The sequence below is a fragment of the [Actinomadura] parvosata subsp. kistnae genome, assembly GCF_900323885.1.
Lineage (GTDB): Bacteria > Actinomycetota > Actinomycetes > Streptosporangiales > Streptosporangiaceae > Nonomuraea > Nonomuraea composti.
Window position 1 is genome coordinate 72,174 of sequence record NZ_OOHJ01000024.1, and the last position, 14,580, is coordinate 86,753.

13 protein-coding genes are annotated in these 14,580 nt (G+C 74.5%); 5 read left to right on the plus strand and 8 right to left on the minus strand.

The genetic code is table 11. From position 1 onward, the window contains the following. Nucleotides 1-6 precede the first annotated feature (6 nt). Nucleotides 7-1,653, minus strand: a complete 1,647-nt coding sequence (locus KIS93_RS54250) for a PucR family transcriptional regulator (protein ID WP_080039005.1) — start codon at nucleotides 1,651-1,653, stop codon at nucleotides 7-9. Between the two features lie 121 nt (nucleotides 1,654-1,774). Between KIS93_RS54250 and KIS93_RS54255 the strand changes: the two genes are divergently transcribed. Together KIS93_RS54255 and KIS93_RS54260 are read left to right on the plus strand one after the other, a co-directional pair. Next, nucleotides 1,775-3,052, plus strand: a complete 1,278-nt coding sequence (locus KIS93_RS54255; RefSeq protein ID WP_080039006.1) for an MFS transporter — start codon at nucleotides 1,775-1,777, stop codon at nucleotides 3,050-3,052. A gap of 36 nt (nucleotides 3,053-3,088) precedes the next feature. Beyond that, entirely contained in the window at nucleotides 3,089-4,699 is a 1,611-nt protein-coding gene (locus tag KIS93_RS54260) for an amidohydrolase (protein ID WP_080039007.1), read from the plus strand. Nucleotides 4,700-4,840: 141 nt separating this feature from the next. On the opposite strand, the gene KIS93_RS54265 is transcribed toward KIS93_RS54260, so the two are convergent. The 3 genes from KIS93_RS54265 to KIS93_RS54275 form a co-directional block, all read right to left on the minus strand. After that, complete coding sequence (locus KIS93_RS54265; RefSeq protein WP_080039008.1) at nucleotides 4,841-5,929, minus strand: Gfo/Idh/MocA family protein; 1,089 nt, start codon at nucleotides 5,927-5,929, stop codon at nucleotides 4,841-4,843. Then, nucleotides 5,914-6,588, minus strand: a complete 675-nt coding sequence (locus KIS93_RS54270) for a ThuA domain-containing protein (protein ID WP_230466190.1) — start codon at nucleotides 6,586-6,588, stop codon at nucleotides 5,914-5,916. The genes KIS93_RS54265 and KIS93_RS54270 overlap by 16 nt, the downstream gene beginning before the upstream one ends. Nucleotides 6,589-6,729: 141 nt before the next feature. Further along, nucleotides 6,730-7,305 carry a CGNR zinc finger domain-containing protein gene (locus KIS93_RS54275; protein ID WP_080039010.1) on the minus strand — a complete coding sequence of 192 codons (576 nt, stop codon included), beginning with the start codon at nucleotides 7,303-7,305 and terminating at the stop codon, nucleotides 6,730-6,732. Between the two features lie 58 nt (nucleotides 7,306-7,363). Between KIS93_RS54275 and KIS93_RS54280 the strand changes: the two genes are divergently transcribed. From KIS93_RS54280 to KIS93_RS54290, 3 genes are all read left to right on the plus strand, one after another. Then, nucleotides 7,364-8,242 carry an alpha/beta fold hydrolase gene (locus KIS93_RS54280; RefSeq protein WP_080039011.1) on the plus strand — a complete coding sequence of 293 codons (879 nt, stop codon included), beginning with the start codon at nucleotides 7,364-7,366 and terminating at the stop codon, nucleotides 8,240-8,242. Nucleotides 8,243-8,330: 88 nt separating this feature from the next. Continuing rightward, complete coding sequence (locus KIS93_RS54285; protein WP_186405002.1) at nucleotides 8,331-9,902, plus strand: hypothetical protein; 1,572 nt, start codon at nucleotides 8,331-8,333, stop codon at nucleotides 9,900-9,902. A 22-nt stretch (nucleotides 9,903-9,924) separates the two neighbouring features. Further along, complete coding sequence (locus KIS93_RS54290) at nucleotides 9,925-10,278, plus strand: hypothetical protein (RefSeq protein WP_186405003.1); 354 nt, start codon at nucleotides 9,925-9,927, stop codon at nucleotides 10,276-10,278. On the opposite strand, the gene KIS93_RS54295 is transcribed toward KIS93_RS54290, so the two are convergent. From KIS93_RS54295 to KIS93_RS66710, 4 genes are read right to left on the minus strand one after another with little or no spacing between them, the layout of a single operon-like run. Continuing rightward, the gene (locus KIS93_RS54295) at nucleotides 10,248-12,917 is read right to left on the minus strand and encodes a fumarate reductase/succinate dehydrogenase flavoprotein subunit (RefSeq protein WP_230466191.1); all 2,670 of its coding nucleotides are present in this window, start codon (nucleotides 12,915-12,917) and stop codon (nucleotides 10,248-10,250) included. The two genes, KIS93_RS54290 and KIS93_RS54295, sit on opposite strands and share 31 nt — an antisense overlap. After that, on the minus strand, nucleotides 12,914-13,627 hold the full coding sequence (locus KIS93_RS54300; RefSeq protein ID WP_080039014.1) for an ABC transporter ATP-binding protein: 714 nt from the start codon (nucleotides 13,625-13,627) through the stop codon (nucleotides 12,914-12,916). The genes KIS93_RS54295 and KIS93_RS54300 overlap by 4 nt, the downstream gene beginning before the upstream one ends. Then, complete coding sequence (locus tag KIS93_RS66705; RefSeq protein ID WP_246005509.1) at nucleotides 13,624-14,121, minus strand: ABC transporter permease; 498 nt, start codon at nucleotides 14,119-14,121, stop codon at nucleotides 13,624-13,626. The genes KIS93_RS54300 and KIS93_RS66705 overlap by 4 nt, the downstream gene beginning before the upstream one ends. Next, nucleotides 14,115-14,426, minus strand: a complete 312-nt coding sequence (locus tag KIS93_RS66710; protein ID WP_246005510.1) for a hypothetical protein — start codon at nucleotides 14,424-14,426, stop codon at nucleotides 14,115-14,117. The genes KIS93_RS66705 and KIS93_RS66710 overlap by 7 nt, the downstream gene beginning before the upstream one ends. Nucleotides 14,427-14,580 lie beyond the last annotated feature (154 nt).

Consider the following 14,580-nt stretch of genomic DNA (forward strand, 5'->3'; position numbering starts at 1 on the left):
CCGATGCTAGGCGCTCCCGTCCGCCCGCGAGCGGCCCGGCGGCACGAGATCGCCGAGCGACAGCGCCAGCCACAGGTGCAGGCGGTGGCCGGGGTCCGAGAACGGGCGGCCCGAGACGCGTTCCGCGGTGGTCAGGCGGCGGCGCAGCGTGTTGCGGTGCACGCCCAGGCGCCTGGCCGCCAGCTCCAGGTTCTCCCCCGCCTCCAGGTACGCCCGGACGGTGGCCACCAGGTCGCCGCCGTGCCGGGCCTCGTGCTCGACCAGCGGGCGCAGCACCGCGGCGGAGAAGCGGCGGGCGGCCTCCGGGACGAACGCGTCCCTGAGCAGGGCGGCGGTCTCCAGCTCGTCCACGTGCGTGTAGCCGGAGCCGCGGCCGGCCAGGGCGGTGGCGTGGCGGACGGCGGCGGGCAGCTCGTCCAGGTCGTGCGCCCGGCAGCCGCCGCCCGGGGCGCCCAGCCTGGCACACAGCCGCGCACCCCGACCGTCGCGTCGTGACGAGTCTTCGGGGAGCACGTCCTCCGGGAGCGGGTCTTCGGGGAGCACGAAGAGGGTCGTTCCGTCGGGGCGGGCGCAGACGAACGCGTGTTCCTCCGCGTCCGGGCCGGTCAGCACGTCCTCCAGGGCCTCCGTCGCCGTCTCCGCCGGGACCGCCGCCCGCACCGCGATCACCTCGTACGGCGGCGCCACCGGGCACAGCTCGCCGAGCTGGCGGGGCGTCAGGGTGCCGTCGAGCACGGCGGACAGCAACGCGGCCCGCTGCGTGTGCGCCCTGGCGCGGCCGGCCCGGGCGCCCGCCAGCCCCATCGCCAGCAGGCAGGCCGCCTGGTTGGCGAGCATCCTGGTGTGCCACTCCAGGGGTGCGGCGGTGCGGATCGCCAGCCAGCCGCTCGGCGGGCCGGTGAAGCCGAGGCTCTGCACCTGGACGGCGTGCAGGCCGTCGTCGAGCACGGTGGCGCCGCGCCGCGCCATGCCCCGGGCCGCCGCGACCGCCCTGGCATGCCAGGACGTCCCCCGGGACGAGCCCGACGAGCCCCAGGAGCCGGACAAGCCCGACGAGCCCGAGGAGCCCGAGGAGTCCGACGGGCCGGACGAGCCGGACGAGCCGGACAAGCTGGACGAGGCGGACGCGCGGGGCCTCCCGTGCGGGTCGAGCAGCAGGGCCTCGCCGCCCGTGTGCTCGGCCAGGGCCCGCACGATGCCCGTGCTGCCCGCGTGCAGCGCCGCCCGCGCCATCGCCTCCTGGGCGGCCACGACGCGCCGCTCGCCGCGTACCCGCTCGTCGGCGTGCCAGCGGGCGACCGCCTCCGTCACCGCGATGAACGGCGTCAGGATCTCCAGCACCGGCAGGCCGCAGTCGTCGGCGGCGGCCAGCACCTCTCCCGGCACCGAGGTCAGCGCCTCCCCGAGGGCGAAGGCGAGCGCCGCGCAGCCCGCGCCGGCCAGCCGCTCGACGTACGCGCGCCGCCCGCCCGCGTCGGCGGGCAGGCCGAGGCCGATCGTCATCACCAGCTCGCCGCCCAGCAGCCACGGCACGGGGTCGGCCAGCTCCGACACGTGCGCCCACCGCACCATCCGGGTCAGCCCCGCGCGCCCGGCCAGCAGCCGCATCTCCATGGCCGGCAGGGTCATCACCTGCGCCACGCTCAACGCCACGGCGCCACCTCACGAGTGTGCATACCGCACTCTAATTCACCGCCGGTGGTGCGTTTCGTCCCGGCTCTCCTCCCCCTGAGCTGCGCTTATCGTCGTCGCACCCCCTACAACCGGAGGATCCATGAACCGCGCCACCCGGGCGGCCGGCGCCGCCTTCGTCGGGACCACGATCGAGTGGTACGACTTCTACGTCTACGCCACCGCGGCCGCCCTGCTCTTCGACGACCTGTTCTTCCCCAACGCCTCCAGCCCCACGGTGGCGCTCATGGCGTCCTTCGCCACCTACGCGGTCGGCTTCTTCGCCAGGCCGCTCGGCGGCATCGTGTTCGGCCACTTCGGCGACCGGGTCGGCCGCAAGTCGGCGCTGGTGGTGACGCTGCTCATGATGGGCGGCGCCACGTTCCTGGTCGGCCTGCTGCCCACGTACGACTCCATCGGGGCGCTCGCGCCGGTGCTGCTGGTGCTGCTGCGCTTCGTGCAGGGGCTCGCGGTCGGCGGCGAGTGGGGCGGCGCGGCGCTCATGGCCGTCGAGCACGCGCCGGCGGGCAGGAAGACGTTCTACGGCGGGTTCGCGCAGCTCGGCAACCCGGCGGGCGCGCTGCTCGCGACCGGCGCGTTCAGCCTCATGAGCCTGTCCGGCGAGCAGGCCATGCAGGCGTGGGGCTGGCGGGTGCCGTTCATCGTCTCGGCCGTGCTGGTGCTGGTCGGCCTGTTCATCCGGCTGCGGGTGGAGGAGTCGCCGGTCTTCGAGGCGGCCGACCGGACCGGGGTGCCGATCAAGGAGGTGTTCCGCACGTCGTGGCGGTCGGTGCTGCTCGGCGTCGGCACGCTGCCGGTCGCGATCGGCGGCTACTACCTGCTGACCACGTTCCTGCTGTCGTACGCGACCGGGCCGTCCGTCGGCGCGTCCGAGCAGCTCATCCTGAACGGCCTGAGCTTCGCCTCGTTCGTCGAGCTGGTCGCCACGCTCGGCATCGCCTGGCTGGGCGACCGGTTCGGCGCGCGCAAGGTCGCCGTCTGGTTCCTGGTGCTGACGGCGTTGCTGGCCGTGCCGCAGTTCGCGGTGCTCGGCTCGGGGAACGCGGTGCTGATCTTCGCGTTGCTCGGGCTGATGCGGCTGGCCACGTCCGGCACGTACGGGCCGATGGCCGCGATCCTGGCCGAGATGTTCCCGCCGCAGGTCCGCTACACCGGGATCTCGCTCGCCTACCAGGGCGCGGGCGCGATCTTCGGCGGCCTGTCGCCGCTGGCCGCCACCGCGCTCGTCGGCGCGTACGGCGGCGCCGCCTGGCCGGCCGTGGCGTTGCTCGTCGGCATGTGCGTGCTCAGCGTCATCTGCCTGGCCGTGGCGCCGCGCCACCGCGACCGCGAGCCCGTTCCCTCGACCGTCGCCGAATAGACCGAACAGCTCGTCAGCGAACAGGAGAGTCTCCTCATGTCCACCACGACCGTCATCACCGGCGGCAAGGTCATCACCATGGACCCGGCGAACCCGCACGCCCAGGCCGTGGCGGTGCGCGACGGCCGGATCCTGGCCGTCGGCCGCGAGCCGGACGTGCTGGCCGCCGCCGGCCCCGGCGCGCGCCGGGTCGACGCGGGCGGGCGCAGCGTGCTGCCGGGCTTCATCGACCCGCACAACCATCTGCTGTCCACGGCCGAGACGCTGGTGGCGGTGGACGCCCGCTATCCGGCCGTGGGCAGCGCCGCCGACCTGGTCGCCGCCGTCGCGGCCGAGGCCGCCAGGACGCCCGCCGGCCAGTGGATCAGGGCGTACGGGATGGACGACGCCAAGTTCCCCGGCGGCCGGCCGACGCGGCGGCAGCTCGACGAGGCCACCACCGACCACCCCGTGATCGTCTACCACGTGTCGGGGCACCAGGCCGTGGTGAACTCCGCCGCGCTCGCCTGGCGCGGCATCGGCGAGGACGTGCCCGACCCGGCCGGCGGCGCGTTCGTGCGCGACGAGGGCGGCCGGCTGACCGGCATGGTGCTGGACTCCGCCATGGAGCTGCTGCTGCCCGTCGCCGTCGACATCGGCTGCCACGGCCCCAACTTCCATGTCGACCTGCCGCTGGAGCAGCTGCGGTCGTGGCTGGAGCTGGCCAGCGGGACGTACCTGCGAGCCGGCGTCACCACCGTGTGCGACCCGCAGGTGTCGCGGCGGGAGCTGCGGGTGTACCGGTCGGCGTGGGAGGCGGGCACGCTGCCCGTGCGCACCGCCGTCATGCCGCTGTCGCACATGCTGGACGAGCTGACCTCGATCGGGCTGGCCGGGCCGTTCGGCGACGACCGGCTGCGGTTCGGCGCGATGAAGTTCTACTGCGACGGGACGCTGCTCGGCGGCACCGCCATGTTCGAGGAGCCGTACGGGGACGACTTCACCGGCTCCCTCTACCACGAGCCCGCGCAGCTCGTGGAGCTGGTGCGCAAGGCGGCCGCCGCCGGCTGGCAGGTCGGCATCCACACCCAGGGCGACCGCGCCATGGGCTACTCCCTCGACGCCATCAAGGCCGCCGTGGCCGTGTCGGGCGACGACGCCAGGCCGCGCGTCGAGCACTGCGGGCACCCGACTCCGGCGCAGGTCAGGGAGTTCGCGGCGCTCGGGGTGATCCCCGTCAACCAGCCCAATTTCCTGTACGACAGCGGCACCGACTTCGTGCGCCGGCTCGGCGAGCGGCGGGCGCACCGGCTGCAGCCGATGCGCGAGGAGCTGGACGCCGGGCTGCGGCCGGTGCTGTCCAGCGACTCGTTCGTGTCGTCGCTGCGGCCCATGGAGACCGTCTCCAACGCGGTGCGGCGGCGGACCCGCGAGGGCGGGCCCATCGGGGCCGACCAGGCGATCACGCTGGAGGAGGCGCTGCGGGCGCACACCATCGACGCCGCGTACGCGCTGCGCATGGAGGACCGGATCGGGTCGCTGTCGGTGGGCAAGCTCGGGGACGTGGTCGTCCTGGACGCCGACGTGACCGCCCTGCCGGCCGAGGGGCTGGCGGGCGTGGACGCGTGGCTGACCATGCTGGACGGGGACATCGTCCACCACGCCTGACCCCGGTGCGCGGCCGATCGGCGACCCGCCGCGACCTCACCGCCACCGGCACGACCGCGCATGAGGGCCGCTCAGGCGCCTGGAACGCGGTGGCGCCCCGGCCCGGGTGAACCCAGGCCGGGGCGGTTCTCATCCGGGGTGTCAGTCCCGGGGGGCGAACCCGCCCAGGGCGACCGGCTTGGGCCGTTCGCAGGTGCTCTCCACGTTCACCGCCCGGTCCTCGTGCGCCGAGGCGAGCAGGGACTCCATGACGTCGAGCACGTGGAAGGCCAGCGTGCCGCCCGCGCGGGGCTCGCGGCCCTCGGCGAGGTCGATGAGGCCGACGCCGCGGCCGGCGTCGGCGTAGCCGGCCGACACCGGGAGCGGGCGGGGGCCGTCGTCGCCGAGCCGGGTCAGCAGCACCTCGCCGTCGAAGTGGTTGGGGTCGGGCACCACGAGGGAGCCGCGCTCGCCGTGCACCTCGATGTTGGGGGCCTTGGTGGCCACCGCGTCGAAGCTCATGACCAGCGTGGACAGCGCGCCGGACTCGTGCACGAGCACGCCCGTGACGTGCGTGTCCACGGTCACGGGGATCTCCTCGCCCTGGCGCGGCCCCGAGCCGATCGTGCGCTTGGCCCGCGTGCGGCTGGCCGCGCCGATCACCTTCGCCACGGGCCCGAGCAGCGTCACCAGGCTGCTGACGTAGTACGGGCCCATGTCCAGGAGCGGGCCGCCGCCGGGCACGTAGTAGAAGTCCGGGTTGGGGTGCCAGCGCTCGTGCCCCGGCGTCACCATCGTCGCCGTGGCGGCGATCGGCCGGCCGATGAGGCCGTCGTCGATGGCCTGGCGGGCGGTCTGCGTGCCGGTGCCGAGCACCGTGTCGGGCGCGCAGCCCACCCGTACCCCCGCCGCCTGGGCGGCCTCCAGGACGCGGCGCGCGTCCTCGCCGGTCGCGGCGAGCGGCTTCTCGCAGTAGACGTCCTTGCCCGCCGCGATCGCCTGGAGGGCGATCTCGGCGTGCGCGGCCGGGATGGTCAGGTTGAGCACGGCGCCGATGCGCGGGTCGGCCAGCAGCTCCGCGACGCTCAGCACGTCCACGCCCGGGTACGCCGCGACCGCCTCCCGCGCGCGATCAAGGTCCAGGTCGGCCACCGCCACCAGCCGGACCTGCGGCAGCCGGTCGATGGTGCGCAGGTACTGGGCCGAGATGGCCCCGAGACCGACGATGCCGAGGTTCAGCGGCTGGCCCACAACATTCCCCTCTCGATGATGGTGCGCACGCTGTCGTGCTGGAGGACGTCGAGGCTGTGCCCCGGGGTCGCGACGAAGATGCGGCCCTGGCCCCAGCGGCGCGTCCAGATCGCCGGCGAGGTCACCTCCCGGTGCCAGGGGTCCCACGGGCGCACCTTCTGCGTCGTGGTCGCCAGCACGTCGTTGTAGTCGTCGGCCAGCACCCAGTACTGCTCGGTGACCAGGTCGAAGTCGCCGATGCCCTGGGTGATGGGGTGCGTGGCCGCCTCGGGCAGCATGTTCACGGTGTAGGGGACGAAGTTGTGCCGCTCGGTGCCCGCGTCCTCGTCGTCGGGGTGCTTGCCAGGGTGGCAGGCGAACTGGCCGCCGATGAGGTGCAGGTAGTCGGAGGAGTTGCGGTAGGAGTCGGCGATGCCGCCGTGCCAGCCGGCCATGCCGGTGCCGGCCTCGATGGCCGCCCGCAGGCCCTTGAGCTGGTCCTGCTCGATGGTGCCCATCGTGTAGCACTGCACGATGAGGTCGATCTCGGACATGAACGCGGGATCCGCGTAGGGCGCCGGGCTGTCCGCCAGCCGCACCTCGAACCCGTTCTTCTCCAGGAAGGGGACGAACAGGTCGGTGGCCGCCACCGGGACGTGCCCTTCCCATCCGCCTCGCACCACGAGGACCGTACGTTTGTGCTCGCCCGCCATGCATTCGCCAATCACTCGATGAACCACAAAAAAGGCCGTGCGCCACTTAAGTCCCAAAAGAGGCACACTCCGCTAATTGTGGCCGAGTGAGGGCCATAACGCCCAGTGCTATTTCTGGACGCGCCGCTGGTGCCGTCGCACCTTCGTCCGGTTGCCGCACCGGCTCATCGAGCACCAGCGGCGCCGGCCCGCCTGGGAGCGGTCCACGAACCGCAGGCCGCACCGGTCGGACCCGCACACCCGCACCCGCCGCACCTCGGGCGACAGCAGCAGCTCGGCCGCGTCGCGGGCGACCAGCCCGAGCCCGGCCGCCACGTCATCGGCGCGGCCCGGCGCGCTCGCCGCCTCCAGCCGGCCGTCCCGGACGAGGAGCTGGAGCAGCGGGCGGGGGGCCGCCCGCACCGCCTCGTTGATCGTGCGCACGTCCGCCGGGCCGGGCAGGCCGCCCCCGGCCACGCCCAGCACGGCCCGGTCGATCGCCTCGCGCAGCGACCTGGCCGGGGCGAGCGCGTCGGCGGAAACCTCGGCGTCGTGCGTGACCAGCCCGGCTCCGCGCAGCCAGCGCAGCAGGTCGTCCGGCTCCTGGAGGGTCTCCCGGGGCACGGCCCAGCGGTCGCGCAGGGTGTTCACGAAGTCGAGGCACACCCGGCCGCCGTCCCGGATCCACTCGTCGTCCGCCGTCATGCCACCATTGTCCCCACACCTGTTACTAACCCCATGAAGAGGTTAAGGGAGGACGTCCATGACGACGACAGGAGTGGCCCGGGTCGGCGGGATCCGCCTGCACTACACCCGCGCCGGCTCGGGCCCGCTGCTGGTCCTGCTGCACGGCTGGCCGCAGACCGGCCTGTGCTGGGAGCCGGTGCTCGCCCCGCTCGCCGCCGGCCACACCGTGGTCGCCCCCGACCTGCGCGGGTACGGCCTGAGCGACAAACCGGCCACCGGCTACGACAAGCGGCGGATGGCGGCCGACATCGCGGAGCTGGTGACCTCCCTCGGCTTCGACCGGGCCTCCGTCGTGGGCCACGACCGGGGCGCCCGCGTGGCCCACCGGTGGGCGCTGGACCGCCCCGACCAGGTGGAACGGCTGGCCGTGCTGGACGTGGTGCCGACCCGCGAGATGTTCCGCCGCCTGGACGCGTCCGTGGCCTCGTCGTACTGGCACTGGCTCTTCCACCTCCAGCCCGACCTGCCCGAACGGCTCGTGGGGCACGACGTGCGCGGCTACCTGGAGTTCTTCTTCGAGCGCTGGACGTACAACCGGCACGGGCTCTCCCCCGAGGCGGTGGACGCCTACGTGCGGGCCTTCTCGCGGCCCGGCGCGCTGCGGGCCGGCTTCGACGACTACCGCGCCCACGAGCTGGACCTCGCCCTCGACGACGAGGACGCCGCCGCCGGCCGTCGCCTGACGATGCCGGTGCTGGCCCTGTGGGGGTCGGCGGGGCTGCCCGCGCGGCTGCCCACGCTGGAGATCTGGCGCGAGTACGCCGAGGACGTGCGCGGCGCCGAGATCCCCGAATGCGGCCACTTCATCCCCGAGGAGCGCCCGGACGCCCTGCTCGCCCACCTGCGGGACTTCCTGCCCGGCGGCGCGGCCATCGGAGCGATCACCGCTCTCTAGCCGTCACGGTCATCCCGTTCCCGCCGCGATCACTGAAGGATGGACGCCTGCGCTTCTCGCGCACTCGGGACGGGACGGGTGGTGGCTGGTGTGGAACGTCGTCGGCGCTGTCGTGGTCGTCTGGGCCGTCTGCGTCGTGGTCCGGGCCGTCCAGTGGGTGTGGGCGCGGGTGCTGGAGGCGCTGTCGGCGCTGGCCGCCGTCGCGGTACCCGTACTCGGGGTGCTGGCGGTCCTCGGCGCCCTGGTGGCGACCGTCCGGGTCGGGCGTGCGGTGGTGCGGCACCGCCTGCGGCGGCGGGCCCGTCTCCTCGCCTCGCCGCTCCCGCCGCTCCCGCCGCTTCCGCCGCCGGACGAGGTCGTGGACAGCCGTCCGTCGCCGGCTCCCGCGACCTCGGCCGCCGCGCCCGCGCGGCCTGCGCGAACGTCCGCGGAACGGCGGCCGGAATCACGCCCCGTGCCGGAGCGGGACGACGATGCCGCGCTCGTGCGGGAGCTGCTGAGCCCGTACCGGAGCGCGCCCGAGCAGCCGAGCCCCGATCCGATGGACCATCAGGCGGCCTTGGACGTGCTGCGCGCGATCACCACCACCGGGCCGCCGGCCAAGTCCGCCCTCGCCGAGCCGTCACTCCCGCCCGCCCTCCCCGAGCCGTCTCTCCCGCCTGCCCTTCCTGAGCCGACCGTCGCGCCCGCCGTCCCCGAGCCGGCCGAGGCCGCCCCGGCCAGGACCGTGCCCATCACGATCGTCCTGGAGCCGCATCGGGAACTCGACGAGAGCGGCCGCGCGGCGGAGCCGATCGGCCACCTGCGGGTGGCGGACACGCCGCACGTCATCCTGTCCTCGACCGGCACGATCTCCTGGACGGCCGAGTACCGGATCAAGACCGTCGAGGTCGACGTGGACGGCCTGGTGCGGCACCTGTCCGGCCCGGCCAGGGACGCGCTGGGCGACCTCGTCCACGACCCGGGCGACGAGGCCGCGAACGAGCGCTTCCGCCACGCCCTCGCCCGCGTCTGCGAGGCGCCCGAGCCGGAGGACGGGCGACGCGCGTACGAGGCGCGGCCCTGCCTGGACGTCACCGCGGTCGACTGCGACTTCGTCGTGGAGCGGGCGGTGCACGACGTCACCGCGCGCACCCGGCACGTCGTCGCCAGCGGCGAGATCTCGCTGGCCGGGCTGCTGCTGGAGCACCCCGAGCTGGTCCGGGGCTTCGCGGAGTGCGTGTCCGGGCCGGCGGATCCCGGGCAGTGGCGGGAGTTCGCGAAGGATCTCACCCGCGTGGTGCGCGAGCTGCCGGCCCACGAGCTGCTCCAGGCGGTGTGGTTCCCCGACGTCGTCGCCGAGATCCATGCGGCGGGGCACGAGCTGGCGGTGAAGGGCGTCGCACTGGCCGCCGTCGGCGAGGACCTGCGCATCCGCGAGAAGGTGTGGGCCGACCCGGCCCGCGTCGAGCTGGCCGCGGTCGCGGAGCTGACGTGCGAGGACCTCGGCGTGCAGCAGCCGGAGCCGGCCGATCCGCTCCCCGAGATGGAGGAGGAGCCGGCCACCCTCGAAGAGGAGCCAGCCCCCCTCGAAGAGGAGCCAGCCCCCCTCGAAGAGGAGCCAGCCCCTCTCGAAGAGGAGCCGGTTCCCGAGCCGTTTGAACCTTTCTGGTCCTGGTGAGTGCCGTCCCGATGGGAGTGTGATGCGTACCTTTCCCCGGTGGTTGCGCTGGTCCGGCGCGTTGCTGCTGTCCGCCGCCGTCCTCGGCGCGGGAGCCTTCCTGTACGGGCAGAGCCTGGAGGACGCCGACCGCTACGCCAGCGTCGGCAGCCTGGCGATCGGCGCGGCGGGCCTGGTGCTGACCGTCGTGTCCATGATCCGGCAGCACCAGGCCACTCCTGACCCGCCGCCCGAGGCCGCCGCGCCGGCCTCGCAGGTGAACGTGCACGGTGACGGCAATGTCGTCGTGCAACCCCAGGCGCCCGTGTACCTGAGCAGCGTCAAGTACTACGGCCCCGCGGGCGGTCAGGAGGAGGGGAGGGCGCGGCGGGCGTAGGCGCGGACGTCGGCGTCCGTGTCGTCGAGCGCGCCCCGCAACGCCCGTTCCACCTCGGGGATGGCGGCCCACGCGCCCAGCGCCACCACCGCGGCCTTGCGGACGTCGAGGTTGGGGTCCGACAGGGCCGCGACCAGCGGCGGCGCCGCCGTGGCGGGGTCGGCGGCGGCCAGGCAGCGCGCCGCCCCCACCCGCACCTCCCACGCGGCGTCCCGCAGCCCGTCGAGGGCCGGCGACACCAGCGGGTCGCCGGTGGCGGCCGACGACTCCAGCGCGGCGGCCCTGACCAGGGGGTCGGCGTCGGCGGCGAGGACGGCCAGGGCGGGTGACGGCTTGCCGACGAGGCCGAGGCCCTTGGCCGTCCACACCCGGACCTCCCGCGACGGGTCCCCGGCCGCGTCGGCCACCTCGGCGGCGGCGTCGAGGGAGACCAGGCCCCTGATGGCGGCGATCCGCACCCGGTGGTCAGGGTCGGCGAGGGCGGGGCGGAACCGTTCGATGCCGCCCAGCCGCAGGGCGCGCAGCACGTCCAGGACCGCCGCCCGTACGGTGGCGTCCCCGCTGGCCAGCCGCGCGGCCAGCGCGGTGGCCAGCTCATCGGTGGCGGGCAGGACCTCGACCAGCTCGATCAGGCCGGTGGCGGCGGCCCGCCGGACGGTGCCGTGCGCGTCGTCGAGCGCCACCGCCAGCGCGAGGCCGGTGCCCTGCGGGACGGTCTCGGTGAGGGTGGCGATGGCGGCGCGGCGCACCTTGGGGTCGGGGTCGGCGAGGTAGGGGGCCAGGTCGGCGACGGCGGGCTGCTGCTCGGCCAGCCGGTGCAGCTCCAGGATGCGCGGCGAGCGGCCCACGGCGGCGTGCCGCACCCGCTCGCCGCTCTCGCGCCGCGCGACCGCCACGCTCCCCCGCGTCCCGAGCACCACCGGCTCGGCGGCCACCGGCGTGAACTCCTCCACGGGCACCAGGTACGGCTCCACCGGCCGCTTGACGAACTCCATCGCCCCGTCGGCCCGCTTGCGCAGGTTGAGGTGGAACAGCCACTCGGCGTCGTCGCGGCCCGGCAGGTCGGCGCGCTCGTGGTAGAGGCCCCACCGGCTCTCGGTGCGGGCCAGCGACGAGCGGGCCGCCATCTCGGCGCAGTCGCGGATGAAGTGCACCTCGGCGCAGCGCATCAGCTCGTGCGGCGTCCGCGCGCCCATCGCGGCGATCTCCTCCCGCATCCGCTCGAACGACTCCAGCGCGATCTCTAGCTTGGCCCCCGTCTTCGGCGGCGCCACGTAGTCGTTGACGAAGCGGCGCAGCTTGTACTCCACCTGCTGCTGCGGCGGCCCGTCCGGGTGGCGCAGCGGCCGGTAGACGAGCTCGTGCGCGGCGGCGACCTGGTCGTCGGGCAGCGCGCCGGGCGGGCGGTGGTGGGCGGCGGCGTGCGCGCCGGCGAGGTCGCCGAAGACGAACGCGCCGATCATGTAGTTGTGCGGCACGCACGCCAGGTCGCCCGCCGCGTACAGGCCGGGCACGGTGGTGGCGCCGTGCTCGTCCACCCACACGCCGGAGGCCGAGTGGCCGCCGCACAGGCCGATCTCCGAGATGTGCATCTCCACGTCGTGGGTGCGGTAGTCGTGGCCGCGCCCGGCGTGGAACGTGCCCCGGGTGGGGCGTTCGGTGGTGTGCAGGATGTTCTCGATGGCGGTGACGGTCTCGTCGGGCAGGTGCGACAGCTTCAGGTAGATGGGGCCGCGCGCGGAGGCGATCTCGGCCGACACCTCGGCCATCATCTGCCCCGACCAGTAGTCGGAGTCGACGAACCGCTCCCCCTTGTTGTTGACCTGGTAGCCGCCGAACGGGTTGGCCACGTACGCGCAGGCCGGGCCGTTGTAGTCCTTGATCAGCGGGTTGATCTGGAAGCACTCGATGCCGCTGAGCTCGGCGCCGGCGTGGTAGGCCATGGCGTAGCCGTCGCCGGCGTTCGCCGGGTTCTCGTACGTGCCGTACAGGTAGCCCGAGGCGGGCAGCCCGAGCCGGCCGCACGCGCCGGTCGCGAGGATCACCGCGCCGGCGGAGACCGTCACGAACCGGCCGGAGCGCGAGTCGAAGCCGGCCACGCCGACCGCCCGGCCGCCGGAGGTGAGCACCCTGACCGGCATGACCCGGTTCTCGATGCGCACCTTCTCCCGCAGGTGGCGCTGCCGCAGCACCCGGTAGAGGACCTTCTTGACGTCCTTGCCCTCCGGCATCGGCAGCACGTAGCTGCCGGAGCGGTGCACCCGGCGCACCGCGTACTCGCCGTGCTCGTCCTTCTCGAACTTCACGCCGTAACGCTCCAGGCGGCGCACCATGTCGTGGCCCCTGGTCGCGGTCTGGTAGATCGTCTTCTGGTTGACGACGCCGTCGTTGGCACGGGTGATCTCGGCGACGTAGTCCTCGGGTGTCGCCTTGCCGGGGATGACGGCGTTGTTGACGCCGTCCATGCCCATGGCCAGCGCGCCGCTGTGGCGCACGTGGGCCTTCTCCAGCAGCAGCACCCGGGCGCCGTGCTCGGCGGCCGTGATGGCGGCCATCGTCCCGGCGGTGCCGCCGCCGACGACCAGCACCTCGCACTCCAGGTGCAGGCGGTCCTCGATCGCGGGGATCTCCACGTTCACAACTCCTCGAGAATCTGGGCGCGCAGCGCGGTACGGTCGGCGGCGGGGTCGCGGGGGCCGGGCACGTCCACGATGGTGCGGATGCCGCCGTGCCCCAGCACCACCACGCGGTCGGCGAGCAGCAGCGCCTCGTCCACGTCGTGGGTGACGAAGACGACCGTCGCCCGCGTGTCGCGCAGCACGTCGAGCAGCAGGGCCTGCATGCCGGCCCGGGTCTGCGCGTCGAGCGCGCCGAACGGCTCGTCCATCAGCACCGCGCGCGGCGCCCCCGCCAGGGCGCGGGCGAGCTGGACGCGCTGCCGCATGCCGCCGGACAGCTCGCGGGGCAGCCGGTCCTCGTGCCCCTCCAGGCCGACGCGGGCCAGCCACTCCCGCGCCACCGCCTTCCGCTCGCCCCTGGGCAGGCCGCGCAGGCGCAGCGGCAGCTCGACGTTGCGCCGCACCGTACGCCACGGCAGCAGCCCGTCGTCCTGGAAGACCATCGCCCGCTCCCGCGACGCGCCGGTGATCTCCTCGTCGCCGGCCAGCGCCCGGCCGCCGTGCGCGGGCAGCAGCCCGGCCAGCGCCCGCAGCAGCGTCGACTTGCCCGACCCGGACGCGCCGACGATCACCAGCACCTCTCCTGGCCGGATCGTCAGGTCGATCCCGTTCAGTACGGGGCCGCGCGCGTACCCGAGCGACAGCGACTCCAGCGTGATGCCCAGCGTCACGACGCCTCCTCCGCCCTGGGCAGCCAGCGCGTCACGCGGCGCCCCGCCAGCTCCACGGCGGCCGAGGTCAGCCAGCCGAGCAGGCCGATGGTGAGCATGCCGACGATCACGGCGGGATAGTCGACGATCGTGTACGACATCCACGTCCGGTAGCCGACCCCCAGCTCCCCCGAGATCATCTCCGCCGAGATGACGCAGATCCACGACACGCCCATGCCGACCGACAGGCCGCCGAACACGCCCGGCAGGATCCCCGGCAGCACCACGTGCCACAACACGTGCCGCCGGCCGCCGCCCAGCGTCCTGACCGCGTCCTCCCACAGCGTGGGCAGGGCCCGGACGGCGTGCCGGGTGCTCACCATGATCGGGAAGAAGGCGGCGGCGAACGTGATGAACACGATGCCCTGCTCGTCCGCCGGGAACAGCAGGATGGCCACCGGCACCAGCGCGATCGCCGGGATGGGCCGCACGGCCTCGAACAGCGGCGTCAGCACGTCCCCGCCCTGGCGGACCTGGCCACCAGCACGCCCGCGGCCACCCCCGCGACCGCGGCCAGGCCGAAACCGGTGAGGATCCTGATCAGGCTCTGCAGCAGGTCGAGCCAGTAGAGCTGGGTGGTGACCCGGCTCGCGGCGCTGGCGCCGATCTCGCCCAGCGTGGGCAGCCGGTCGAAGCGCAGCCACAGGTGGGCGTCGGTGACGGTGAGCAGCTGCCAGAGGGCGGCGGCGGCCAGCAGCGACGCGGCCCTGACGAGCCGCCGCCGCCCCTTACCGCCTCCCCCGGGACGCCGGCCGGGCACGGCCGCCCGGACCTCGCCGGTCCGCGCCCATCGACACGCACCTCGCCCGCCGGAGCCGGGCCCGACTGCACGGCGCCCGTCTGCGCGTCGCCCGTCTGCGCGTCGCCCGTCTGCGCGTCGCCCGTCTGCGCGTCGCCCGTCTTGGACCCGTCCG

Coding starts and splice junctions, on each gene's coding strand:
- KIS93_RS54275 (WP_080039010.1), bottom strand. CDS start 7,305: ATGACGGCGGACGACGAGTGGATCCGGGACGGCGGCCGGGTGTGCCTC.
- KIS93_RS54255 (WP_080039006.1), top strand. CDS start 1,775: ATGAACCGCGCCACCCGGGCGGCCGGCGCCGCCTTCGTCGGGACCACG.
- KIS93_RS54260 (WP_080039007.1), top strand. CDS start 3,089: ATGTCCACCACGACCGTCATCACCGGCGGCAAGGTCATCACCATGGAC.
- KIS93_RS54290 (WP_186405003.1), top strand. CDS start 9,925: ATGCGTACCTTTCCCCGGTGGTTGCGCTGGTCCGGCGCGTTGCTGCTG.
- KIS93_RS54280 (WP_080039011.1), top strand. CDS start 7,364: ATGACGACGACAGGAGTGGCCCGGGTCGGCGGGATCCGCCTGCACTAC.